Source organism: Variovorax sp. 10L421 (genome assembly GCF_056395365.1).
This window is the reverse complement of sequence record NZ_JBFTJJ010000001.1, coordinates 262,884-284,430: the sequence shown is the minus strand read 5'-3', so window position 1 is coordinate 284,430 and position 21,547 is coordinate 262,884. Positions and strand designations below refer to the sequence as shown.

The 21,547-nt window shown below is 67.0% G+C and carries 24 protein-coding genes; 5 read left to right on the top strand and 19 right to left on the bottom strand.

Annotated features, from left to right (window positions below; translation table 11 throughout):
- Positions 1 to 2: 2 nt before the first annotated feature.
- The 6 genes from AC1DFC_RS01360 to orn form a co-directional block, all read right to left on the bottom strand.
- Positions 3 to 887, bottom strand: coding sequence for a quinone oxidoreductase family protein (locus AC1DFC_RS01360; protein WP_413313460.1), 885 nt, complete (start codon positions 885 to 887; stop codon positions 3 to 5).
- Positions 884 to 1,681, bottom strand: a complete 798-nt coding sequence (locus AC1DFC_RS01355) for an alpha/beta fold hydrolase (protein WP_478178584.1) — start codon at positions 1,679 to 1,681, stop codon at positions 884 to 886. Before AC1DFC_RS01355 ends, AC1DFC_RS01360 begins: the two co-directional genes overlap by 4 nt.
- Positions 1,678 to 2,682 carry a 3-hydroxybutyryl-CoA dehydrogenase gene (locus AC1DFC_RS01350; protein ID WP_478178583.1) on the bottom strand — a complete coding sequence of 335 codons (1,005 nt, stop codon included), beginning with the start codon at positions 2,680 to 2,682 and terminating at the stop codon, positions 1,678 to 1,680. The genes AC1DFC_RS01355 and AC1DFC_RS01350 overlap by 4 nt, the downstream gene beginning before the upstream one ends.
- Positions 2,672 to 3,745: an NAD/NADP-dependent octopine/nopaline dehydrogenase family protein gene (locus AC1DFC_RS01345; RefSeq protein WP_007831275.1), complete on the bottom strand. Its 1,074-nt coding sequence runs from the start codon at positions 3,743 to 3,745 to the stop codon at positions 2,672 to 2,674. The genes AC1DFC_RS01350 and AC1DFC_RS01345 overlap by 11 nt, the downstream gene beginning before the upstream one ends.
- Before the next feature lie 212 nt (positions 3,746 to 3,957).
- On the bottom strand, positions 3,958 to 5,868 hold the full coding sequence (locus AC1DFC_RS01340) for a DEAD/DEAH box helicase (RefSeq protein ID WP_007831277.1): 1,911 nt from the start codon (positions 5,866 to 5,868) through the stop codon (positions 3,958 to 3,960).
- Between the two features lie 253 nt (positions 5,869 to 6,121).
- Positions 6,122 to 6,718, bottom strand: a complete 597-nt coding sequence (orn, locus tag AC1DFC_RS01335) for an oligoribonuclease (RefSeq protein ID WP_042673080.1) — start codon at positions 6,716 to 6,718, stop codon at positions 6,122 to 6,124.
- 60 nt (positions 6,719 to 6,778) lie between these two features.
- Between orn and AC1DFC_RS01330 the strand changes: the two genes are divergently transcribed.
- Genes AC1DFC_RS01330 through rsgA form a run of 3 tightly spaced genes read left to right on the top strand, consistent with a single transcriptional unit; the run spans position 6,779 to position 9,378 of the window.
- Entirely contained in the window at positions 6,779 to 8,038 is a 1,260-nt protein-coding gene (locus tag AC1DFC_RS01330) for a M48 family metallopeptidase (protein ID WP_478178582.1), read from the top strand.
- Positions 8,039 to 8,064: 26 nt separating this feature from the next.
- Complete coding sequence (locus AC1DFC_RS01325; protein WP_007831287.1) at positions 8,065 to 8,415, top strand: 4a-hydroxytetrahydrobiopterin dehydratase; 351 nt, start codon at positions 8,065 to 8,067, stop codon at positions 8,413 to 8,415.
- Between the two features lie 12 nt (positions 8,416 to 8,427).
- Positions 8,428 to 9,378, top strand: a complete 951-nt coding sequence (gene rsgA / locus AC1DFC_RS01320) for a ribosome small subunit-dependent GTPase A (RefSeq protein WP_478178581.1) — start codon at positions 8,428 to 8,430, stop codon at positions 9,376 to 9,378.
- A gap of 12 nt (positions 9,379 to 9,390) precedes the next feature.
- On the opposite strand, the gene AC1DFC_RS01315 is transcribed toward rsgA, so the two are convergent.
- From AC1DFC_RS01315 to rpsP, 8 genes are all read right to left on the bottom strand, one after another.
- The gene (locus AC1DFC_RS01315) at positions 9,391 to 10,416 is read right to left on the bottom strand and encodes a hypothetical protein (RefSeq protein WP_478178580.1); all 1,026 of its coding nucleotides are present in this window, start codon (positions 10,414 to 10,416) and stop codon (positions 9,391 to 9,393) included.
- A gap of 13 nt (positions 10,417 to 10,429) precedes the next feature.
- Positions 10,430 to 11,521 carry a histidinol-phosphate transaminase gene (gene hisC, locus AC1DFC_RS01310; protein WP_007831296.1) on the bottom strand — a complete coding sequence of 364 codons (1,092 nt, stop codon included), beginning with the start codon at positions 11,519 to 11,521 and terminating at the stop codon, positions 10,430 to 10,432.
- A 16-nt stretch (positions 11,522 to 11,537) separates the two neighbouring features.
- Positions 11,538 to 12,539: a CobD/CbiB family protein gene (locus tag AC1DFC_RS01305; protein WP_007831297.1), complete on the bottom strand. Its 1,002-nt coding sequence runs from the start codon at positions 12,537 to 12,539 to the stop codon at positions 11,538 to 11,540.
- A 41-nt stretch (positions 12,540 to 12,580) separates the two neighbouring features.
- Positions 12,581 to 13,321, bottom strand: coding sequence for a CoA pyrophosphatase (locus AC1DFC_RS01300; RefSeq protein WP_478178579.1), 741 nt, complete (start codon positions 13,319 to 13,321; stop codon positions 12,581 to 12,583).
- A gap of 124 nt (positions 13,322 to 13,445) precedes the next feature.
- Positions 13,446 to 13,823 carry a 50S ribosomal protein L19 gene (gene rplS / locus AC1DFC_RS01295; RefSeq protein ID WP_007831302.1) on the bottom strand — a complete coding sequence of 126 codons (378 nt, stop codon included), beginning with the start codon at positions 13,821 to 13,823 and terminating at the stop codon, positions 13,446 to 13,448.
- A 110-nt stretch (positions 13,824 to 13,933) separates the two neighbouring features.
- Positions 13,934 to 14,680, bottom strand: coding sequence for a tRNA (guanosine(37)-N1)-methyltransferase TrmD (trmD, locus tag AC1DFC_RS01290; protein ID WP_007831309.1), 747 nt, complete (start codon positions 14,678 to 14,680; stop codon positions 13,934 to 13,936).
- 16 nt (positions 14,681 to 14,696) lie between these two features.
- Positions 14,697 to 15,251 (bottom strand): ribosome maturation factor RimM, encoded by a 555-nt coding sequence (gene rimM, locus AC1DFC_RS01285; RefSeq protein ID WP_007831310.1) that lies wholly within the window; start codon positions 15,249 to 15,251, stop codon positions 14,697 to 14,699.
- A 17-nt stretch (positions 15,252 to 15,268) separates the two neighbouring features.
- Positions 15,269 to 15,532 (bottom strand): 30S ribosomal protein S16, encoded by a 264-nt coding sequence (gene rpsP / locus AC1DFC_RS01280; protein ID WP_007831311.1) that lies wholly within the window; start codon positions 15,530 to 15,532, stop codon positions 15,269 to 15,271.
- 180 nt (positions 15,533 to 15,712) lie between these two features.
- On the opposite strand from rpsP, the gene AC1DFC_RS01275 reads away from it, so the two are divergent.
- Positions 15,713 to 16,237: a GNAT family N-acetyltransferase gene (locus AC1DFC_RS01275; RefSeq protein WP_007831312.1), complete on the top strand. Its 525-nt coding sequence runs from the start codon at positions 15,713 to 15,715 to the stop codon at positions 16,235 to 16,237.
- Between the two features lie 7 nt (positions 16,238 to 16,244).
- A complete protein-coding gene (locus AC1DFC_RS01270) occupies positions 16,245 to 16,691 on the top strand; it encodes a TM2 domain-containing protein (protein WP_007831313.1) in 447 nt (148 codons plus the stop codon).
- Positions 16,692 to 16,694: 3 nt separating this feature from the next.
- On the opposite strand, the gene AC1DFC_RS01265 is transcribed toward AC1DFC_RS01270, so the two are convergent.
- The 5 genes from AC1DFC_RS01265 to hda form a co-directional block, all read right to left on the bottom strand.
- Positions 16,695 to 17,705: an inorganic phosphate transporter gene (locus AC1DFC_RS01265; protein WP_007831314.1), complete on the bottom strand. Its 1,011-nt coding sequence runs from the start codon at positions 17,703 to 17,705 to the stop codon at positions 16,695 to 16,697.
- 14 nt (positions 17,706 to 17,719) lie between these two features.
- Positions 17,720 to 18,364: a DUF47 domain-containing protein gene (locus AC1DFC_RS01260; RefSeq protein WP_007831315.1), complete on the bottom strand. Its 645-nt coding sequence runs from the start codon at positions 18,362 to 18,364 to the stop codon at positions 17,720 to 17,722.
- Between the two features lie 126 nt (positions 18,365 to 18,490).
- Positions 18,491 to 19,102 (bottom strand): 2-amino-4-hydroxy-6-hydroxymethyldihydropteridine diphosphokinase, encoded by a 612-nt coding sequence (folK, locus tag AC1DFC_RS01255; protein ID WP_478178578.1) that lies wholly within the window; start codon positions 19,100 to 19,102, stop codon positions 18,491 to 18,493.
- Positions 19,099 to 20,697, bottom strand: coding sequence for a polynucleotide adenylyltransferase PcnB (gene pcnB, locus AC1DFC_RS01250; protein ID WP_478178577.1), 1,599 nt, complete (start codon positions 20,695 to 20,697; stop codon positions 19,099 to 19,101). The genes folK and pcnB overlap by 4 nt, the downstream gene beginning before the upstream one ends.
- Positions 20,698 to 20,723: 26 nt before the next feature.
- On the bottom strand, positions 20,724 to 21,410 hold the full coding sequence (gene hda, locus AC1DFC_RS01245) for a DnaA regulatory inactivator Hda (protein ID WP_235505650.1): 687 nt from the start codon (positions 21,408 to 21,410) through the stop codon (positions 20,724 to 20,726).
- Between the last annotated feature and the right edge of the window lie 137 nt (positions 21,411 to 21,547).

The following is a 21,547-nucleotide window of genomic DNA, read 5'->3' as shown; positions in this document are numbered from 1 at the left end:
GGTCAAAGGCGAGGCACGAGAACAGCCCGTCCGCGGTGGCCGCGTTGCGCAATCCAGTCGAGCGCGCCGGCCGCATCGTCGAATGCGAAGAGCCGAACGTCCAGATGCAGGCGGCCGTCGGCGAGCCTTGCGAGCAACTCGGGGGCAGCGGCGCGGCCGGCCGATTCACGCCGGAACATATTGAGCGGCAGAAGCGCGACATCGCGTTGCAGGAAATGTGCAATGTCCAGCTGCAGCGTCGGGCCGGCGGTGTAGCCGATCAGCACCGCGCGCCCACCGGGACGCACCGCGGGCAGGACTTTCGCAAGGACGTCGCCGCCGACGGTGTCGATGAGCAGGTCGGCGCTGGCCGCGGGCGGCGCTTCGGCATTCGCATCGACGGCCGTCGCTGCGCGGCCCAGGCTGCCTGCCAGCTGCATCACTAGCGAGCCGACGGCACCGCTCGCGCCGGTCACCAGCACCTGTTCACCGGGCCGCAGCTTCGCGACGTCGTGCAGCGCCACCCAGGCCGAGGTGCATGGGGAAAAGAACGCGGCACCCAGCGTCATCGGAACGCCGTCAGGCAAGAGTCCCAACGCTTCGTCGGGCGCATCGACAAGTTCGCACCAGGTGCCATCGAAGAGCGTGCCAAGTCCGCCACCGCGCAGCCACACGCGCTGGCCGACGTCGTAACGTTCGCTCGCGACGACGGTGCCCGCAGCCTCCACGCCGGGCGTGTAAGGCAACGGCGGATGCCGCAGGAAGCTGCCGCGCCACACGGTGCGGTCGATGTGGCCGACCGTCGCGGCTTCCATGCGCACGATGGTGCGGCCCGGCCTTGCGACGGGATCGGCCACCTCTTCCAGCACGGGGACTGCATCGAAGCCGTGGACGCGCACGGCCTTCATGGCAGCGTCGCCAGAAAGTCGAGTACCGTGCGCGCGAAGGTATCGGGCATCTGATCGGGCAGCGGCACCATGCCGCCTTCGATGTCGACGATGCGCGCGTGCGGCAAGTGATGCCGCAGCTCCACCGCATGCGGCGCCGCGAACGGATCGTCGGTGGCGCGCACGATCAGCGTGGGGTGCGCGACAAGACCGATGCGTTCTTCCATGCGGTACGACGCGACGGCGCGATGGCCCTCTTCGACGCGTTCGACCTTCAACGCATCGCGCACGAAGGCTTCGAGCAGTTCGGGCCGCCCCGGTGGATAGAAGCTCTGGCGCTTCTGCCACAGCGCAGCGAGATGGGAGCCGTCTTCGCTTGGCGCGACTTCGTCGATGGGCGGGCGCTGCGCACGCACGCGGCGAAAAGCTTCGTCGGTGCAAGGCGTGGAAGACAGCACCAGGCTGCGCACGCGATCGGGAAACGCAGCTGCAAGCTCCACTGCCACGACGCCGCCGGTGTGGTGGCCCACCACGTCGGCCTGCGCGATGTTCAACACGTCCAGCAGTTCGCACGCCACGCGCGCCCATTGCCCGATGCTCGCGGGCACGCCGCCGTCCGCGGAGTCGCCGAAGCCGGCGGTGTCCATCGCAATGGCCCGGCGCTGCGCGCCGATCAACGGCAGCACGGCGCGGTACTCGGCCCAGCTGCGCGGCGACTGGTGCAGCAGCAGCACCACCGGCGCGCTGCGGTCGCCGCATTCCGCATAGTGGACCTGCCCCACCGACAGGTCGGCAAAGGCGCGGCGGATGCTCATGGCAAGGTCTCGTCGGCCGGCGCGCGCCACAGACCCGCGTGCCGCAGTTCGCCGAGCGTGCGCGAGAGCACGTCGCGCCGGTAGGCTGCGACGTCGCGGCCCGCGTAATCGTAAAAGCCGCTGCCGCTCTTGAGGCCGAGCCGCCCCTGCTCGACCATGCGCCCGACGATGGCCGGCGCGGTGTAGCGGCCTGCGTCGAGCGAGGCCGACATCTCGCGGCTCGCGTGATGCAGGATGTCGCAGCCGCCGAAGTCGATGAACTCGACCACGCCAAGCGCCGCGAAGCGCAGGCCGAGGCCGTAGCGCGTGGCCTTGTCGATCTCCTCGGCTGTGGCGACGCCCTCCTCGATCATTCGCGCGGCTTCGTTCATCACCAGCGCCTGCAGGCGCGGCACGATGTAGCCGGGCGACGCGCCGCAGACCACGGGCAGCTTGCCGATCTCTTCCATCAGCGCCTTGGTGCGCGCGAGCACGGTGGCGTCGGTGCCCGGATGGCAGCTGAGCTCCACCACCGGGATCACGTAGGCCGGGTTGAGCCAGTGCATGTTGAGGAAGCGCTCTGGCAGCCGCACTAGTGCGGCCAGCTGCGTCACGAGGATGCTGCTGGTGGTCGAGGTGAGGATGGCGTCGTCGCGGCAATGGCGGTTGAGATGCTCGAAAGCCTCGCGCTTGGCCTCCATGGTTTCGGGCACGCCTTCGAACACGAGTTCGGCGGCGGCGAGCACCTGCGGTGCGGCGGCAGCGTTGACGAAATCGATACGCGCGGCGACGCGTTCGACTTGCGAGGCATCGATCACGCCAAGCTGGGCGAGACCCGAAAGGCTGGCTTCGATCTCTGCCCTGGCCTCGTCGCGCAAACGACGCCACGCATCGTCGCTGCGTGGGCGCAGGTCGATCAGCGAGATGCGCCGGCCGGCATAGGCGAACGCGATGGCGATGCCGCGTCCCATGCGGCCCGCGCCGACGGCCGCGAAGCGCGGGAGCACGGCCTCATTCGCCATCGTGCAGCCTCTGCTTGAGTTGGGCGGCGCTCAGGCCGGCAAGGCCGAGGCTTTCGAAAGTGCGAGGCCCGCGCCGAAGGTCGCGGCCGAGAAAGCCGCCGACGATGGCCAGCAGGCCATGGGCGATGGGCGCATCCACGCCCGCATGGCGCGCGGCCGAAGCCAGGAAGGCGAGGCCGAGTTCGGTGTCCTCGGTGATGTAGCGGTGCGTGTGCAGGTCGATGTTCTCACGCCAGTCGCCCGACTTCACGAGCTGCTTGTGCGCGTCGCCGTACATCCACTGGTCGTTGTTGTAATGGTCGGCCAGCGGATAGTGCGGCGCGCCCTGCCCGAAGGCTTCGCGCACGGCGATGCGCTCCTGGTCGAGCCGGTCGGTCACATCGCGCACAGCGCGCTGCGTGCCTTCGTTGTGGATGTCCCAGCGCTCGAAGTGCTGCAGCGGCGCGGCGTTCATCACCATCAGCGGCGGATGGATGACGGGGCCGGCGTTCATCAATGCGCCCGAGAGCGCGTCGCCGCAGCCGTGCACGGCCGGGTAGGCCTTGCGGATCACCTCGATCGCGTCGGCCTCCTTGCGCGCCGGATAGACGCCGGTCGGCAGGCGGATGGCGCGGATGGTGACGTTCACCTCGCGTTCGCCGTGCTTGCGCGCGAGGTACGGCAAGGTGCCGGTCTCGGCCCAGGCGACGTCGGCGCGGCTGCCGGCCTCCTTCACCGTCCTCGCCATCACGTAGCTGCCGAAGGTGCCCGGCGGCAGGAACACGACTTGGCCATCGACCAGATGCGGCGCCATCGCGAGCGCGATGTCGTGCTGGGCGATGGCGGGCGTGGGAATGACGATCAGCTCGGCGCCCTTCAGGGCAGTGCCGATGTCGGCGGTCGCCAGCGCAATAGGCACCTCGCGGGTGCCTTCGGCGTCTTTCAGAGTGATCGCGCCAGCGCGGACGACGGGCTCCAGTGCGGCGGCATCGCGGCGCCACAGGCGCACCTCGTGGCCGGTTTCAGACAGGTCGGCGGCGGCCGCATAGGCGCCATGACCACCCCCAAGAATCGCAATTTTCATGTCGAAAGTCGAAAAGCAGGTGTCGATGAACCGGCGGCCGCAGGACGGACCCGGGGAAGCAATGCGCCATTACATTACTTTTCATCGATTCAGGTGTCAATCAAAATCAAGCGACACCGTACCGCTCGGAAACCCGAAATGAAAAAGCCCGCGTTCGTGAGAAGCGCGGGCTTTCGAGGGGGCGAGGCGGCTGTCAGGCCGCTCGGCAAGGATCAGCGGCTGGGCTTGAACGAGCGCTTCTGCGCGTCGCGGGGCACGAACACCTTGCCCTGGCCGCCATGGCCTGCGCCATTGCCGCGGGGCGCGAAGCCTTCACGCGGTGCGAAACCTTCGCGGGGAGCGAAATCACGGCCACCGCCATTGCCGCCGCGCGGGGCGCTGTCGCCCCAACCCGGCTTGCGACCATAGCCGCCGCCTTCGTCACGGCCGCCGCCGAAGCCGGCGTTGTGACCGCCGCCATGGCCGTGGCCCTGGCCGCCGAAGCCACCGCCGCGCGGTGCCGGGGGACGCGAGCCGCGGTCGTTGAAGCCGCTGGCGCCTGCGTAGTTGCTGTTGCCGCCGCCGAAGCCGCCGCCATTGCCACCGCGATGACCGCCGCCGCCGAACTTGCGGTCACGCGAATGATTGTCGCCGCGGCCGCCGCGGAACTCGCCTTGTGGCGGGCGCGATTGCGGCATGCGCTGTTGCGGTTCCATGCCCGGCACCACTTCGGCCTTGAACTGCTGGCGGCTGTAGTGCTCGATGTCCATGATCTTGCGGCGATCGCGGAACTCGGCGAACGTGACGGCAATGCCGTCGCGGCCTGCACGGCCGGTGCGGCCGATGCGGTGGGTGTAGTCCTCGGCCTTCATCGGCAGGCCGAAGTTGAAGACGTGGGTGATGGTCGGCACGTCGATGCCGCGGGCGGCAACGTCGGTGGCCACCAGGATCTGCACCTGGCCCTGGCGCAGTGCCATCAGGCGGCGGTTGCGCAGGCCCTGGCTCAGGGCGCCGTGCAGCGCCACGGCGCTGAAGCCGTCCTGCTGCAGGTCGTTGGCGAGGCCGTCGCACTCGACCTGCGTGCTCGCGAACACGATGGCCTGGTTGATGGTGGTGTCACGCAGCCAGTGGTCCAGCAGCTTGCGCTTGTGCTGGCTGTTGTCGGCCCAGAACAGCACTTGCTTGATGTTCGCGTGCTTTTCTTGCGGGCTGTCGATGGTCACACGCTGCGGCTCGCGCATCACGCGCTGGGCCAGCTGCTGGATGCGCGGCGCGAAGGTGGCGCTGAACATCATCGTCTGCTGGCGCTCGATGGTGAGCTGGTTGACTTCGGCCAGGTCATCGGCAAAGCCGAGGTCGAGCATGCGGTCGGCTTCGTCGACCACCAGGAACTTGACCTGGTCGAGCTTGATTTGCGACGAGCGCTGCAGGTCGAGCAGGCGGCCCGGCGTGGCGACGACGAGGTCGGCGTTCTGCAGGCGGGCGATCTGGAGCTGGTAGGGCATGCCGCCCACCACGTTGGCGATGCGCAGGCCGCGGCAGTGGCGAACCAGTTCGATGGCGTCGTGCGCGACTTGCTGCGCGAGTTCGCGCGTCGGGCACAGGATCAGCGCGCCGGGGGTGGCGGGCTTGAAGTGACGGGCGTTGGTCGGGTCCTTGCGCTTCGGCTTCTTCGGCACGGCTTCGCCGCGGGCAGCGGCTTCGGCGGCGAGGCGCTGGAATTCGGCCTTGGCTTCGGCTTCGGCTTCGGCCTGGCGCTTCAGCAGCGTGTGCAGCACGGGCAGCAGGAAGGCGGCAGTCTTGCCCGAACCGGTCTGGCTCGAAACCATCAGGTCGACGAAACGAGCGGTCTGGGCGGCGCCCTCTTGCTCGCCCATGGCGATCGGGATGACCTTTTCCTGGACGGTCGTGGGCTGGGTGAAGCCCAGGTCGGCCACGGCGGCGATCAGCTCGGGCGCGAGGCCCAGCTTGATGAAGCCGTTGGGCTGGGCGGGCTCTTCGGCCACGGCCACTTCGGGAGCGGCTGCATCCAGCGCTTCGAGGATGGGCGATTCGGACACGGTGTCCGAAACGGCGGTGAATTCGTTATGGGTAGCGGATTGCACAGGCGCGAACTCGCCCTGCGCTTCAAAAGCGTCGGTCATGAATATCAATCTCAAACGCGAGCGCTGCCGTAGGCGGCGCCCCGTTGGTGGTTAAAAACATCAACCATCCAACGACATTCAACTTCGGGCTGGTGCCCAAGGCTGCGGCCCTTTTTGATCAGCGAATGCGATCGGGCGCGGTGTGCAAGATAGGGAGATGCAAGAGACGCTGGCCGGGCTTGAAATACCCGCCCGATCAGCGAAGCCTGCGATTATGGCATGAACTCGGGTTTTTACCTAATTCCCGGGTTTCTCAATCCGTGAGGCGCAGGAAGGTCTCGCGGTAGTGCGCCAGTTCCTCGATGGATTCATGCACGTCCGCCAGCGCGGTATGCGCCTGCTGCTTCTTGAAACTGTTGTAGGCCGTGGGTTTCCAGCGCTTGGCCAGCTCTTTCAGCGTGCTGACGTCGAGGTTGCGGTAGTGGAAATACGCCTCGAGCTTGGGCATGTACTTGACCAGGAAGCGGCGGTCCTGCCCGATGGTGTTGCCGCACATGGGCGAGCCGCTGCGCGGAATGTACTTGGCGATGAATTCCAGCAGTTGCTGCTCCGCGGCGGCTTCGTCGAGGGTCGAGGCCTTCACTTTGTCGATCAGGCCGCTGCGGCCATGGGTGCCCTTGTTCCAGGCATCCATGGCGTCGAGCACGGCGTCGCTCTGGTGGATGACAAGAACAGGGCCGTCGATGCGGGGCGTGAGGTCGGGGCCGGTGACGACCACGGCGATTTCGAGCAGGAACTCTTTCTCGGGGTCGAGGCCGCTCATTTCGCAGTCGAGCCAAACCAGGTTCTGGTCGCTCTTCTTCAGGGTGGGCACTGCGGCGGGAGGCGTCGGGTCAAGGAATTCGGGCATCGCAGGATTGTCGTCGAAGGCCCCGCGGCGCCAGATACCGAGGACTAAACTCACTGCTTCATGTCCTATTCGCTCATCTTCACCCTGGCCTTTGCGGCCGCACTGGTTGCAGGCCTGCTCGTGAAGTTCTGGCTCGCCTCGCGGCAGGTGCGCCATGTGGCGCTTCACCGCGGCGCCGTGCCAGCCGCTTTCGCGCAGACCATCACCCTCGCCGCCCACCAGAAGGCAGCCGACTACACCATCGCAAAGGCCCGCTTCGGCCTGATCGAGATGGCCTGGAGCGCGACGCTGCTGCTCGGCTGGACCCTGCTCGGAGGACTCGATGCGCTCAACAAGCTGCTGCTGGCGTGGATCGGCGGCGGCATGGTGCAGCAGCTGGCGCTGCTGGCTGCCTTCGCAATCATCGGCGGACTGCTCGAACTGCCCTTCACTCTCTGGCAGACCTTCAGGCTCGAAGAGCGCTTCGGCTTCAACAAGATGACCTGGAAGCTCTGGCTCGCCGACACGCTCAAGTCGACGCTGCTGGGCGCGGTGATCGGCCTGCCCATCGCGGCGCTGATCCTCTGGCTCATGGGCGCGGCCGGCCAGCTGTGGTGGCTCTGGGCCTGGGGCGCGTGGATGGGCTTCAACCTGCTGCTGATGCTGATCTACCCGACCTTCATCGCACCCCTGTTCAACAAGTTCAAGCCGCTCGACGACCCCACGCTCAAGGAGCGCGTGACGGCTCTCATGAAGCGCTGCGGCTTCGCAGCCAAGGGCCTTTTCGTGATGGACGGCAGCACGCGCAGCGCGCACGCCAATGCCTACTTCACGGGCTTCGGCGCCAGCAAGCGCGTGGTGTTCTACGACACGCTGCTGCGCCAGCTCAACGCGGGCGAGGTGGAAGCCGTGCTCGCGCACGAGTTGGGCCACTTCAAGCATCGCCACATCGTGAAGCGGCTGGTCGCGATGTTCGCCCTGAGCCTGGCCGGCTTCGCGCTGCTGGGCTGGGTGTCGACGCAGGTCTGGTTCTACACGGGCCTGAGCGTGCAGCCCAACATGACGGCGCCCAACAGCGCGCTGGCGCTGCTGCTGTTCATGGCCGCCGTGCCGGTGTTCGGCTTCTTCGTTGCCCCACTGCCCGCACGGCTGTCGCGCAAGCACGAGTTCGAGGCCGATGCCTATGCGGTGGCGCAGACCAGCGGGGCCGACCTGTCGGCCGCACTGCTCAAGCTCTACCAGGACAACGCTTCGACGCTCACGCCCGACCCGGTGTTCGTCAAGTTCTACTATTCGCACCCGCCGGCTTCCGAGCGCCTTGCGCGCATGACGGCGGCCTGACCCACTACCCTTCGACGAAGCCCACCATGAGCAGCATGTTCAAGCCCAAAGACTGGAAGAACCTTCCTCCCCGCAAGTCGCTGAGCGCCACCGAGATCGTTTCGGGCCTCGCAAAGCTCGACGGCTGGAAGCTCACCGGCGACGGCGCCAATGTCGCCATCGAGAAGACCTTCACCTTCGCCAACTACTTCGAGACCATCGCCTTCGTGAACGCGCTGGCCTTCGTGGCGCACACGCAGGACCACCACCCCGACCTGTCGGTGCACTACAACCGCTGCGTGGTGCGCTTCAACACGCACGACGTGGGCGGCCTGTCGGTCACCGACTTCGACTGCGCTCGCCAGGCCGACGCGCTGGTCGCCAGCCCCGCCGCATGACGGACCACGTCCTTGGCTAAGTCCGGCCGCGCCGCGCCCACGGCAACCGCTGCGAAGGCACTCCACGAGGGCCTTGTCGTTGCCAGCCATGGACGCCACTGCCTGGTCGAAACACCCACGGGTGAACGGCTGATCTGCCATCCGCGCGGCAAGAAGAGCCAGGCCGTGGTCGGCGACCGTGTGCATTGGCAGGCCAGCGAGGACGAAGGCACCATCGAGCAGGTGCTGCCGCGGCGCAACCTGTTCTACCGGCAGGACGAGATCCGCACCAAGTCGTTCGCGGCCAACCTCGACCACGTGCTGATCCTGATCGCGGCCGAGCCGGAATTCTCCGAACATCAACTGGCGCGCGCGCTGATCGCGGCGCAGGCCGAGCGCATCGCGCCGATCATCGCGCTCAACAAGAGCGACCTGGTCGAGCCCTTCGAGCGCGCGTGGAACAAGCTGGCGCCCTACCGCCGCATGCACCACGGCGTGCTGCCGCTGTCGCTCAAGGCATCGGGAGAGGCGGACTACGCGTCGCTGATGAAACTCCTGGCCGGCAAATCCACCCTCGTGCTCGGTCCGTCCGGATCGGGCAAAAGCACCTTGACCAACTTGCTGGTGCCGGGCGCTACGGTGTTGACGCAGGAGATTTCGCAGGCGCTGAACTCGGGCAAGCACACGACCACGAGCACCACCTGGTACTGGATCGACGAGGCCCGCACCACCGGTCTGATCGACTCGCCGGGCTTCCAGGAATTCGGCCTGAACCACATCGCGCCGATGCAGCTCGCGGGGCTCATGCCCGACATCGCCGAGCATGCGAACGACTGCAAGTTCTACAACTGCACGCACCTGCACGAACCGGGCTGCGGCGTGATCGCGAACGTGGAGACGGCGAACGGGCCGGGCGCCATCAGCGCGAGCCGCTACAGGATCTACGGCGAGCTGTTCGCCGAGCTGAGCCAGAAGCGGTACTGACCAACGGCTGCCTCAGCCGACCCAGATCCGGTATGACTTCCAGGTCGGATCGAAGGCAAGGTCCAGCGTCGCCGGCAGGTCCATGTCATCCTGCAACGATTGCGCATGCGAGATCGCCGTCTCGGGATCGGCCACCTGGAAGTGCACGGTGCGAACGCCCTCCTCCAGCACGACGTGCGTGCAGCAGCCCGCTTCGTGCGTCTGCAGCCGCGCCGTCAGCCGGTCTTCATAGGTGCGCGCTTCTTCCAGCTCCTCGCCCGATTCGATCGGCGTGGCGACCGACAGGCGGTGGCACAGGTCGGCGCGCCCCACCAGTGCGGTGGCCGCGTCGTTGCGCATGACGATCACCTCGACCTCGCGGCCGTCTTCGGCCTCGCGCGTCGCGCTCACGCCCGACCACGCGTGCTCGCCCGGAGGAAACACACCGGTGTGGCCGAGTTCGTCGCGCCAGCAGGCGTCGAACAGCGGCACGAAATCGTCGAGCGGCACGCCATCGAAATCCGCCTGCGCATCGACCTCGACGTGGTCGACCGCCCCGACCTTCACCGCAAAGGCGTACTCGCCCAGGATGTGGTCGAGCATGATGAGGCTCATGTGGCGCGCGTGGTCCTGCATGTCCATCGGAATGGGCTTGGCGAAGCCGATCTCCAGCGCCACCCGGCCCCGATAGGGTTCATGCTTCACGAGGACTTCGGAGCTCGCCAGTTCGAAGTCGTTCATGCGCATGCCGAAACCGTCGCTCGAACGCTGGCGGAAAGCTTCCACCTCCACCTGCGGCAGCCTGGGGCTGCTTTGCACCAGCGCCATCAGGTCCTCGAAGTCGTCCACCGAACCGTGCGCCGTCAGCACGAGCTTGAACGCGGGCGGTTCGCCCGCCACCTCGGCCGACAGCCGAGGAAAGAAAGGCTCCAGCAGTTCGTTGAGCCCCTCCATCAGTTCGCGGGCAGGCAGGGCGCGAAGGCTCTCGAGTTGATCGCTCACTGCCTGCCAGAAGCCTGCGCAGGCCGCCGCGCGCGGGTCGGTGTCGTGGGTCGGCATCGCCAGGGTTCCTTCAGGGAGTCAGGTCAAGAATGTCCTGCAGGCGCTGCACAAGCAGGCTGCATTGCTCGCGTGTGCCGATGCTGATGCGCAGGTACTGTGTGATGCGCGGCAGCCTGAAATGCCGCACCAGCACCGCACGCTCGCGCAGCAGCGCCGCCAGCTCGGCCGCATCGCGCTGCGGATGGCGTACGAAGATGAAATTGGCCTGCGACGGCAGCACCTCGAAGCCCAGGTCTTCGAGCTGGAGGGCGAGGCCCTCGCGGGTGTCAACGACCTTGTCGCGGCTGCTGCGAAACCAGTCTTCGTCTTCCAGCGCGGCCACGGCACCGGCCGAGGCCAGGCGGTCGAGCGGGTACGAGTTGAAGCTGTCCTTCACGCGCACCAGCGCGTCGATCAGGTGCGCCTGGCCGCAGGCGAAGCCGACCCGCAGGCCGGCCAGCGAGCGGGACTTGGAAAGGGTCTGCACCACCAGCAGGTTCGGGTACTTGCCAATCAGCGGCAGCGCACTCTCGCCGCCGAAATCGACATACGCCTCATCGACCAGCACCACGCGATCGGTGCAGGCTTCGAGCAGTTGCTCGATGCGCGCGAGCGGCAGGCCGATGCCGCTCGGCGCATTCGGGTTCGCGATCACGACGCCCGCACAACCCTTGCGGGCGCGCGCCACGAGGGCGTCGACGTCGATGCGCAGGCCATCGTCGACCGGCTGCAGCTCGCACGCGATGCCATAGAGCTGCGCATAGACCTTGTAGAAGCTGTAGCTCACATCGGGCATCAACAGCGGTTCGGCCTGCTGGAAGAATGCGAAGAAGGCATGCGCGAGCACCTCGTCCGAGCCATTGCCCGCGAACACCTGATCGGCTTGCAGGCCGTGCCGCCGCGCCACTGCTTCGCGCAGCGCGAGCGAGGTGGGATCGGGATACAGCTCCAGGCCGTTCTCGGCCGCACGCCGGACGGCCTCGATGGCAAGCGGCGACGGCGGGTACGGGTTCTCGTTGGTGTTGAGCTTGACGAGATTCGCGATGCGCGGCTGCTCGCCGGGCACATAGGGTTCGAGCGCGCCGATGCGCGGGCTCCAGAAAGCCGGGACGGGTTTTGCCATTGGGGTTCTTTTTTGCTCAGCCCAGCAGGCGAGCCAATGTGAGCAAGGCCAGCAGCACCATCCACATCACGACCGAGCGCCAGACCAGGCCCACCACGCTGCGCAGATGGCCGGGCTCGGGCTCGCGCCCCGGCGTGCTGCCGCTGTCGATGCGGCGGCCATCGGCCAGCGATTCACCGGCCTGTGCGCGGGGCAGCGGATCGGCAACCGGGATCGGGCTCAGCGAGCCGCCGCCCAGGCGAACGTTGACCGCACCCGATGTGGCCGCAAGGATCACGCCGTCGTTCTCGTTGGGAAAGCGCTGCGCGTCATTGCGCCAGCAATCGATCGCTTCCTCGAAGCTGCCGACCACCGCGAAGCCCAGCGCCGTGATGCGGGCGGGCAGCCAGTCGATCGCATGCCAGGCGCGATCCGCGGCCTCCTGCACCGAGACGCTCGACGGCTGCACCGCGGCGCCGTTCTTGTGCGCCCAGTAGCGCGAGACGAACTCGCTCATGCGATAGAACACCGCGCCCGCCGGTCCGAGGCCGATGGCCGCGACAATCGAGAACCACGCGAGCACGCCGAACACATGGCGATGCGCGGCGATCACCGAATGCTCGATGACGTGGCGCACGATCTCGCTGCGCGGCAGGTCGGCCGCGTCGACGCCCTGCCAGTGCGCGAGCAGCGAGCGCGCGAGCGGCTCGTCGCCTTCGTCGAGCGCATCGCGGATGTCGGTGAAATGGTGGCTGAACTGCCGGAAACCCAGCGTGACGTAGAGCACCGCGATACTCCAGAGCACCGCGAAAGGCAACCCCAGCGTGAGCACGAGCAGCCAGTGCACGCCCAGCGCGCCCAGCGTGGGCACGAACACCGCGAGCCCCCAGGCGATCCATCCGTGATGCGGCTTGCCCGCGTCGAAGTTGCGGCTGGTCCAGCGTGTCCACGCCAGCACCGCGCCATACACGGGGTTGTGCGGGCCCAGAGGCCGCACCTGCTCGATCAGCAGCGCGCACAGGATGGCAAAAAAACTCATCCTTCGATGATAGCGAGGGCGCCTGGAGATTCAGGCGGGATTCAGGCGCTCAGGAAACGGTAAAGATTGCGCAGCATGCCGGCGGTCGCACCCCAGACGAAGCGCTCGTCGGCGCCGTCCTGGTAGGGCATCGAATACCACTGGCGCCGGGTGCCATCGGGGGCGGGCACGGTGTGGTGGCGGTGGTTGGCGGGGTCCATCAGCCACGCGAGCGGCACCTCGAAAGCCTCCGCCACTTCGTAAGGATTGATGGTGAGCTCGAAGTCGGGTTGCACCAGCGCGACCACGGGCGTCACGATGAACGAGGTCACCGTCGTGTAGGTCGGCAGGTTGCCGAGCACTTCGATGTATTGCGCAGAAAGGCCAACCTCTTCCCAGGCCTCGCGCAACGCGGCGGCCGCGATGTTGGCGTCCTCCGGATCGACACGGCCACCGGGAAACGCAACCTGTCCCGAATGGGTCGACAGGTTCGAGGTGCGCTCTGTCAGCAGCACGGCCGCGCCCTGCGGTCGCTGCACGATCGGCACCAGCACCGCGGCCTGCGCGGGAATGCGATCTGTCATTCGCGGTTCATGGCGCAGTTCGGGTGTCCAGGCGGGCGGCGTGGCGAAACGCGTCCGCAGTGCCTGCGCAGTCAGTTGCGCAGGCGGCACTGCCGGCAATCCCTCGGGTCCGGCCACGAAAGGCACCTGGCGCGGGTCGAACTGCAGCAGTGCGGGCGGCACCACGGCATTGACGGGTTCGACGGAGGTGGCCTGCAGGGGAACGGATGAGTTGGTCAAGAGATGAAAGATACCGGAGCCGGATGGAAGAAGTAGAGCGGAAAAATGGAAAGTTGTCTTTGAGCGGGAGCAACAATGCAAAAAGCCGCCAGAGCGGCGGCTTTCTTGCACGAAGGCGAACTGCTTACTTGGCAGCAGCCGTCGACTTGCTCGGCAGCTTTTCCTTGATGCGTGCCGAACGGCCGCTGCGGTCGCGCAGGTAGTACAGCTTGGCGCGGCGCACATCGCCGCGGCGCTTGACTTCGATGCCGGCGATCAGCGGGCTGTAGGTCTGGAACGTACGCTCCACGCCTTCGCCGCTGGAGATCTTGCGCACGGTGAAGCCGCTGTTGAGGCCACGGTTGCGCTTGGCGATCACGACGCCTTCGTAGGCCTGCACACGCTTGCGGGTGCCTTCGACGACGTTCACGCTGACGATGACCGTGTCGCCGGGCATGAAGTCGGGGATGGTCTTGCCGAGACGGGCGATTTCTTCCTGCTCGAGGGTCTGGATGAGGTTCATGATTTCCTGATGTTCGATCGTGCCGGGCTACACAAAAGGCGCCTTGGACTTTCGCGGGACAACCGCAAGAAGGCCGGGCGCGGCCGGGCAGAGGATCGGGGAACCGGGGATTATAGCTTTTTTTTCAGCGCGGCCTCATCGGCCTTGCCAAGACGCCCCGCCGCCCGGGCCGCATCGATCAGTTCGGGGCGCCGCGCAGCCGTGATGGCCAGTCGCTGGTCGCGCCGCCAGCGCTCGATCTGGGCATGATGGCCCGAGAGCAGCGGCGCCGGCACGCCCTGCCCGTTCCACTGCTCGGGCCGCGTGTAGTGCGGGCAGTCGAGCAGGCCGTCGAGCGCCGGGTTGAAGCTGTCCTGCACGTGGCTGGCCTCGTCGCCGAGCACCCCGGGCTGCAACCGCGCGACGGCATCCAGCAGCGCCATGGCGGCGATCTCGCCGCCCGAAAGCACGAAGTCGCCAAGGCTGACCTGATGGGTGACGCGTGCGTCGATGAAGCGCTGGTCGATGCCTTCGTAGCGCCCGCAGATCAGTACCGCACCCTCACTTGCCGACCAGCGCTCGACCGATTCATGGCGCAATGCCTCGCCGATGGGCGAGAACAACACCACGGGAGCTTCTGCGCCGCGCGCCGCCAGCGCCGCATCGAGGCAGGCTGCAAGCGGCTCGGCCATCATCACCATGCCGGGGCCGCCGCCGAAGGGGCGATCGTCCACGCGCTTGTAGTTGCCCTGCGCGAAGTCGCGCGGATTCCACAGAATGACTTCGACCTGCTTCGACTCGTAGGCACGGCGCGTCACGCCGCTGGCCATGAAAGGAGCGAACAGTTCGGGGAAGAGCGTGAGGACGTCGAAGCGCATGCGCGCAAGCCTCGAATCAGAAATCGGGTTGCCAGTCGACGGTGATGAGCCGGCCGGCCAGGTCGACCTTGTCGACGAAGACCGAGACGAAAGGCACCATCCGTTCGATGGCCTTGCCGTCTTCTTCGGCGGCCAGCACCAGCGTGGTCTGCGGACCAGTGGCGAGCAGTTCGCGCACCGCGCCAAGCACGACGCCTTCGCGATTGACCACCGACAGGCCGATCAGGTCGACCCAGTAGTACTCGTCGTCGCCCGCCGTTGGAAAGCTCGAACGCGGCACGAACACGCGCGCACCGCGCAGCGCCTCGGCTGCGTTGCGGTCTGGCACATCGTCGGACGTGGCGACGATGCAGTCGGAATGTTCTTTGGCTTCGCGGATCGCGAGCCGGAAAGCGGCGTTCGCAACAGCTCCGGGAGCTTGCAGGAACCAGCGCTTGGAWGAAAAAAGCGCCTCGGGCTGGGCGCTGTGGGGCAGGACCTTGAACCAGCCCTTGATGCCCCATGCATCGGCGATGCGCCCTACTTCAATCGCATCCGCCGGCAATTCGGCGGTTTCGAGTGCGGGCAGCATCGCCGTGCGGGGACGGCTTAGGCCGCCGCCTTGGGAGCCGCGGCAGCGGCTTGCTTGATCAGGCGCAGAACGGTGGGCGAAGCTTGTGCGCCGACGCTCTTCCAGTACGCCAGGCGGTCCTGGGCGATACGGATGCTTTCTTCGTTTTCCTTGGCGGTCGGGTTGTAGAAACCCAGGCGCTCGATGAAACGGCCATCGCGGCGAACGCGCTTGTCCGACACGACGATGTTGAAGAACGGACGGCCTTTGGAGCCGCCGCGGGAGAGTCGAATGACGACCATGATTTATCCTTGGGTGGTCAGCAGGCCTTGTGGATGAAGAAAAGGCCCGCTCACAATGTTCTTCCAGCGTCGAGACACGCGACATGGCCACCCGGCCAGCGACACGCTGAAAAGCCTGCGATTATAGCCCGTCCCGCGTTTTCTTCGAATTCCGGCCTTGCGCCACCCGCTTCCACACGCATGCCCCTCACCATCCGCCCCAGCCGCGAAGAAGACATCGCAGCCATCACCTCCATCTACGCCCATCACGTGCTGCACGGCACCGGCACCTTCGAAACGGAGCCGCCCTCCCCTGCCGACATGAGCGCCCGCCGTGCCGACGTGCTGGGCAAGAACCTGCCCTACCTCGTGGCTGAAGAAAATGGCGAAGTGTTGGGTTTTGCCTACTGCAACTGGTTCAAGCCGCGCCCGGCCTACCGTTTTTCGGCCGAAGACTCGATCTACATGTCGGAGTCAGCACGCGGCAAGGGTCTGGGCGCCAAGCTGCTCGCAGCGCTGTCGCAGGCCGCCGAAGCGGCCGGCGTGCGCAAGCTGATCGCGGTGATCGGCGACTCGGCCAACGCGGGCTCGGTCGGCGTGCACCGCAGCCAGGGTTTCACGCACGTGGGCGTGCTGAAAGACTGCGGCTGGAAGTTCGGCGAATGGCGCGACGTCGTATTGATGGAGAAAGTGCTTGGCGAGGGCAGCACAACCCGCCCCGAGTGACACCCGAATGAAAAACAAGACCACCGCCGCCTGGCTCTCTTTCCTCGGCGGCCCGCTGGGTCTGCACCGCTTCTACCTGCGCGGCATGGGCGACTGGCTCGGCTGGCTGCTGCCCATTCCCACGGCACTGGGCATCTACGGCATAGAGCGCGTGCGCATGTACGGCGTGGACGACGGGCTGAGCTGGGCGCTGATCCCGCTGCTGGGTTTCACCATCGCGGGCTGCGCGCTGACGGCCATCGTCTATGGCCTGATGACGCCCGAGAAATGGAACACCCGCTACAACGCCGGCGCCTCTGCCGACGCCGAACCTGGCCGCACGAACTGGTTCACCATCGGTGCAGTGGTGCTGGCCCTTTTCTTCGGCAGCACGATCCTGATGGCCAGCATCGTGTTCAGCTTCCAACGCTACTTCGAACACCAGATCGAAGAGGGCCGGAAAATCTCCCAGTAGCCGTCAGAACACCTGCAGGCTGATCCAGTAGGCGATTGCGGCGACGAACGCCGAAGCGGGGATCGTGAAGATCCACGCCCACACGATGTTGCCCGCCACGCCCCAGCGCACCGCGCTCGCGCGCTGCGCGGAACCCACGCCGACGATGGCGCCGGTGATGGTGTGCGTGGTCGACACCGGAATGCCCAGCGCCGTCGCCAGGAACAGCGTCAGCGCCCCGCCCGTCTCGGCGCAGAAGCCGCCGACCGGCTTGAGCTTGGTGATCTTCTGGCCCATCGTCTTCACGATGCGCCAGCCGCCGAACATGGTGCCCAGCGCGATCGCGGTATAGCAGCTCACGATGGTCCAGGTCGGCGGGTTCGCGTCCCCGGCGTTGGCATAGCCGGTAGCGATCAGCAGCATCCAGATGATGCCGATGGTCTTCTGCGCATCGTTGCCGCCGTGGCCCAGGCTGTAGGCGCCGGCCGAAACCAGCTGCAGCCGCCGGAACCAGCGGTCCACCCGCGAAGGCGTGGCACGCCGGAAGCCCCAGGCGACCAGCACCATCATCATCGAGCCCAGCACGAAGCCGAGCAGCGGCGAAACGAAGATGAAAGCGACTGTCTTCCAGATGCCCGCGGCGACCAGCCCGCTGGTGCCGGTCTTGGAGATCACCGCGCCCACGATGCCGCCGATCAGTGCGTGCGACGAGCTGCTCGGGATGCCGTAGTACCAGGTCACGAGGTTCCAGCTGATGGCGCCGACGAGCGCGCCGAACACCACGTGCACGTCGACCACTCCCGGCTGGGCAATGCCCTTGCCCACGGTGGCCGCCACGCTCAGGTGGAAGATGAAGATCGCGATCAGGTTGAAGAAGGCCGCGAACACCACGGCCTGCCCCGGCTTGAGCACCCCGGTGGACACCACCGTCGCGATCGAATTGGCGGCATCGTGGAACCCGTTCATGAAGTCGAACAGGATCGCGAGCACGACCAGCACTATCACCACCCAGAGGGCGACCTGAACCGTTGCCATCGGTCGCTACCCGCTCAGGAATTCTCGAGGACGATGCCCTCGATCACATTGGCCACGTCCTCGCACTTGTCGGTGATCGTTTCCAGCAGCTCGTAGATCGCCTTGAGCTTGATCACTTCGCGCACGTCGGGCTCCTCGCGGAACAACTTGCTCATGGCGCTGCGCATCACGCGGTCGGCGTCCGACTCGAGGCGGTCGATTTCCTCGCAGGTCTTCAGCGTGGCCTCGGCCACGGCCGGGTCGGCGATCTTGCCGAGGAACTTGACGGCGTCCTTCAGGCGGTCGCAGCACTTCACGCTCAAGGCCGTGAGGCGCACGATCTCTTCGGTCATGTGGCGCACGTCGTACAGCGCCATGGTCTCGGCGGAGTCCTGGATCAGGTCGGCCACGTCGTCCATCGTGTTGATGAGCTTGTGGATCTGCTCGCGGTCGATGGGTGTGATGAAGGTCTTGTGGATCAGCCGGTTGACGTCGTGCGTCACGCGGTCGGCGGCTCGCTCGGCGTTGTCGACGTCGCGGTTGTACTGCTCACGCAGGTGCACGTCGTTGTAGTTGGCGACCAATTGCTCGAACGCGCGCGCTGCCTCGACGATGCGCTCGGCGTGCTGGTTGAACATCTCAAAAAAATTCCCCTCGCGGGGCAGCAGCTTGCCGAACATGGCGCTCTCCTGGGATCTCGGGTCTCGCCCAGCCACAAACGTGTGACGGAGTCGTGAAAAACCGCGCAAGTGTAATGGGAGCCCGGAACCGGACCGCTGCGCCGGGGTTCCAGGCCCGTTGCCCGGTCAGTTCCGGATACGTTCGATCACCTGGCCCGACACACGGGCCAGCGCAGCGCGCGGCACCTTGTCGGGCGCGATCTCGGCCAGCGGCTTCAGCACGAAGGCGCGGTCACGCATGCGGGGGTGCGGCAGGGTCAGCTCGGGCGTGTCCATCACCGAATTGCCGTGCATCAGCAGGTCGAGATCGAGCGTGCGCGGCGCGTTGGGAAAAGCCCGCTCGCGCCCGGCCTGCGTCTCGAGACGCTGCAGGGCGACGAGCAGTTGCTCGGCGTCGAGCCCGGTGCGCAAGGCCACCACGGCGTTGATGAAATCGGGGCCCGTGGCATCGACCGGCGCGCTGCGATAGAGCGACGAGCGGGCCGTCACCTGGGTTCGCTGCAATGCGCCCAGAGCATCCATGGCCGCCTTGACGGCCGCCTGGGCATCGCCGAGGTTGGCGCCGATGGCGACGAAAGCCTGCACGGTCGGATAGTCCTCCCGCACGCGGCCCGGGGACCGCGCGGGCGCCCGCCGAGCCGCGGGCGCGCCCTTGGCACCCGCGGGCCTGGCCCCTGCCGGCTTGCCCATGGTGGCGCCGCTTTTCTTGCCGTCCTTCGGCTTGCCGGACGCGCTCATGCGCCTGCGGCGCTCTCGCCGCCTCCACCCGCGGAACGCGGCTTGCGGCGACGCCGGCGCTTGCGCGGCACGGCCTCGCCATCGGGCGGCACGGCGCCGGCTTCGACTTCGACCTCGTCCTCGGCGTCCGAATCGGCGTCCTGGCGCGCCACCGGCCCACTGCGCGGCTTCGGCGGCGGGGTTTCGCGCACCCGCACGCGCTGGCGCACCTTCTGCTCTTCGCGCACCTGCTCCAGCAGGTCCTGCCGGCGCACGTCGTCGGCGATGCTGAACTCCTGCCACCACTCGGCAATCGCCTCGCCGACTTCACCCACGTCGGCGCGCAGGCGCATGAAGTCGAAGGCGGCGCGGAAGCGCGCCTGCTCGACCAGGCTGTAGGGCGTGGAGCCGGTGCGCTTGTCGAAACGCGGCTGCATCATCCAGATCTCGCGCATGTCGGCGGCCAGCTTGCCGCGGCCCGAGACATCGCCGATACGGGCGTTGAACACGTCGTCGATGGCGTCCTGCAACGCCGGGAACGGCGGTTGCGCGCGCTGGCCGTGCCGGCCCTCCTGGCGCTGCGCCCAGCCGTCGCGCACGTCGGCCCACAGCACGCAGGCCAGCAGGAAGCTGGGCGCCACGGGCTTGCCTTCGCCGACGCGGCGGTCGGTGTCCTGCAGGGCCGCCTTCACGAAGGGCTGGTCAGCGCGCTCGACCACCACGTCGAGCAGCGGGTAGATGCCACGGGCCAGGCCGAGCTTGTTCAGTTGCTCGACCGTCGCGACGGCGTGGCCGGTCTGCAGCAGCTTGAGCATCTCGTCGAACAGGCGGCTCTGCGGCACGTCGGCCAGCAGCCTGCTCGATTCGACCAGTGGAGCCGCCGTCTTGGCTTCCATCTTGAAGCCCAGCGCGGCGAGCTTGGCCGAGAAGCGGATGGCGCGAATGATGCGCACCGGGTCTTCCCGGTACCGCGTGGCCGGGTCGCCGATCATCCGCAGCGTGAGCTTCTGGGCGTCCTTGATGCCATTGTGATAGTCGACCACGACCTGGTTGGCCGGGTCGTAGTACATCGCGTTGACGGTGAAGTCGCGGCGCGCCGCGTCTTCTTCCTGCGGACCCCAGACGTTGTCGCGCAGCACCCGGCCGCTGGCGTCCACGGCGTGTTTCATGCTCGCGAGCTCGCCCTTGCTGGTGCGCTCGTTGCCTGCAACCTGCTCGGCGGCGGCGTTGTCCATGTAGGCGCGGAAAGTCGAAACCTCGATCACCTCGTGCTCGCGCCCACGGCCGTACACCACGTGCACGATGCGAAAGCGCCGCCCGATGATGAAGGCGCGACGAAACAGCGACTTGACCTGCTCGGGCGTGGCGTTGGTTGCCACGTCGAAGTCTTTCGGTCGCAGCCCCAGCAGCAGGTCGCGCACCGCGCCGCCCACCACGTAGGCCTCGTAGCCGGCCTGCTGCAGTGTGGTGACCACGTTCTTCGCGCGTTCGTCGACCAGGGCCGGATCGATCTTGTGAACCTCTGCCGGCACCTCCTGGCGCTTGCCGAAGCGGCTCTTGCCCTGTGCGCCGCCGGCGTTCTTGCCGAGCAGCTTGTCGATGAATTTCTTGATCATTGTTGGTTGGAAGCCTTGTTCGCTCTTTATTCGTTCTCGAGCATGGAGCGGATCAGCGGAATGGTGATCGCGCGTTGCGTCTGCAGGGCATAGCCGTCGAGCTGCGTGAGCAGCTCCATCAGGCTGCCGAGGTCGCGGCTGAAGCGGTGCAGCATGTAGTCGAGCACTTCGTCGGACAGCATCACGCCGCGTGCATCGGCGGCTTGGCGCAGCACCGCGCGGCGTTCGCTTTCGCTCAGCACCTGCAAGTGGAACACGTGGCCCCAGCCGAGGCGGGTGCGCAGGTCTTCGCGCAGCGGCAGGTCGGCCGGCGGCAGGGCGCCGGCGGCGACCACGCCGCGCTGCAGGGTCTGGGCGTTGACGAACCAGTTGAAGGCCGCGTGCTGCTGCACGGCGGTATAGAGGTGGACGTCGTCGAGCAGCACAGCGCCCCAGCGCTCGTCGAACTCGGGCGGCTCCAGCAGGCCGGCGTGCAGCCAGCCCACGCTGGCGCCCTGCTCGCGCAGTGCGACACGCACCGATTCGAGCAGATGGGTCTTGCCGCTGCCGCCTTCGCCCCACAGGTAGGTGGGCACCGGCGAGTGCAGCGCAGGGCTGCCGGCGCCGCCCACCCACACTTGCAGGTGCCGCAGCGCCGCCTCGTTGGGGCCGGCAAAAAAGGCGTCGAAGCTGGGGCCCGTCGCAATGCCGATATCGAGCGCGAGCTGTTTCATCCCGGGAAGGTTCATGGAGGGGGCCGCGAGGACCCTTAAAATCGTGAGGAATTCTATCGGCCCGGCCAACATGGTTACCGGAGCCGCCTTCCGCTCCTACTCTCCGCATCCTTTCGCGTCCCTCCCGACCTCGACCA

Bases quoted from the DNA above. Each gene is read 5' to 3' on its own strand.
- AC1DFC_RS01360 (WP_413313460.1), bottom strand. From the start codon at position 887: ATGAAGGCCGTGCGCGTCCACGGCTTCGATGCAGTCCCCGTGCTGGAA.
- AC1DFC_RS01355 (WP_478178584.1), bottom strand. From the start codon at position 1,681: ATGAGCATCCGCCGCGCCTTTGCCGACCTGTCGGTGGGGCAGGTCCAC.
- AC1DFC_RS01350 (WP_478178583.1), bottom strand. From the start codon at position 2,682: ATGGCGAATGAGGCCGTGCTCCCGCGCTTCGCGGCCGTCGGCGCGGGC.
- AC1DFC_RS01345 (WP_007831275.1), bottom strand. From the start codon at position 3,745: ATGAAAATTGCGATTCTTGGGGGTGGTCATGGCGCCTATGCGGCCGCC.
- AC1DFC_RS01340 (WP_007831277.1), bottom strand. From the start codon at position 5,868: ATGACCGACGCTTTTGAAGCGCAGGGCGAGTTCGCGCCTGTGCAATCC.
- orn (WP_042673080.1), bottom strand. From the start codon at position 6,718: ATGCCCGAATTCCTTGACCCGACGCCTCCCGCCGCAGTGCCCACCCTG.
- AC1DFC_RS01330 (WP_478178582.1), top strand. From the start codon at position 6,779: ATGTCCTATTCGCTCATCTTCACCCTGGCCTTTGCGGCCGCACTGGTT.
- AC1DFC_RS01325 (WP_007831287.1), top strand. From the start codon at position 8,065: ATGAGCAGCATGTTCAAGCCCAAAGACTGGAAGAACCTTCCTCCCCGC.
- AC1DFC_RS01315 (WP_478178580.1), bottom strand. From the start codon at position 10,416: ATGCCGACCCACGACACCGACCCGCGCGCGGCGGCCTGCGCAGGCTTC.
- hisC (WP_007831296.1), bottom strand. From the start codon at position 11,521: ATGGCAAAACCCGTCCCGGCTTTCTGGAGCCCGCGCATCGGCGCGCTC.
- AC1DFC_RS01305 (WP_007831297.1), bottom strand. From the start codon at position 12,539: ATGAGTTTTTTTGCCATCCTGTGCGCGCTGCTGATCGAGCAGGTGCGG.
- rplS (WP_007831302.1), bottom strand. From the start codon at position 13,823: ATGAACCTCATCCAGACCCTCGAGCAGGAAGAAATCGCCCGTCTCGGC.
- trmD (WP_007831309.1), bottom strand. From the start codon at position 14,680: ATGCGCTTCGACGTCCTCACGCTCTTCCCCGAACTGTTCGCTCCTTTC.
- rpsP (WP_007831311.1), bottom strand. From the start codon at position 15,532: ATGGTCGTCATTCGACTCTCCCGCGGCGGCTCCAAAGGCCGTCCGTTC.
- AC1DFC_RS01275 (WP_007831312.1), top strand. From the start codon at position 15,713: ATGCCCCTCACCATCCGCCCCAGCCGCGAAGAAGACATCGCAGCCATC.
- AC1DFC_RS01270 (WP_007831313.1), top strand. From the start codon at position 16,245: ATGAAAAACAAGACCACCGCCGCCTGGCTCTCTTTCCTCGGCGGCCCG.
- AC1DFC_RS01265 (WP_007831314.1), bottom strand. From the start codon at position 17,705: ATGGCAACGGTTCAGGTCGCCCTCTGGGTGGTGATAGTGCTGGTCGTG.
- AC1DFC_RS01260 (WP_007831315.1), bottom strand. From the start codon at position 18,364: ATGTTCGGCAAGCTGCTGCCCCGCGAGGGGAATTTTTTTGAGATGTTC.
- folK (WP_478178578.1), bottom strand. From the start codon at position 19,102: ATGAGCGCGTCCGGCAAGCCGAAGGACGGCAAGAAAAGCGGCGCCACC.
- pcnB (WP_478178577.1), bottom strand. From the start codon at position 20,697: ATGATCAAGAAATTCATCGACAAGCTGCTCGGCAAGAACGCCGGCGGC.
- hda (WP_235505650.1), bottom strand. From the start codon at position 21,410: ATGAAACAGCTCGCGCTCGATATCGGCATTGCGACGGGCCCCAGCTTC.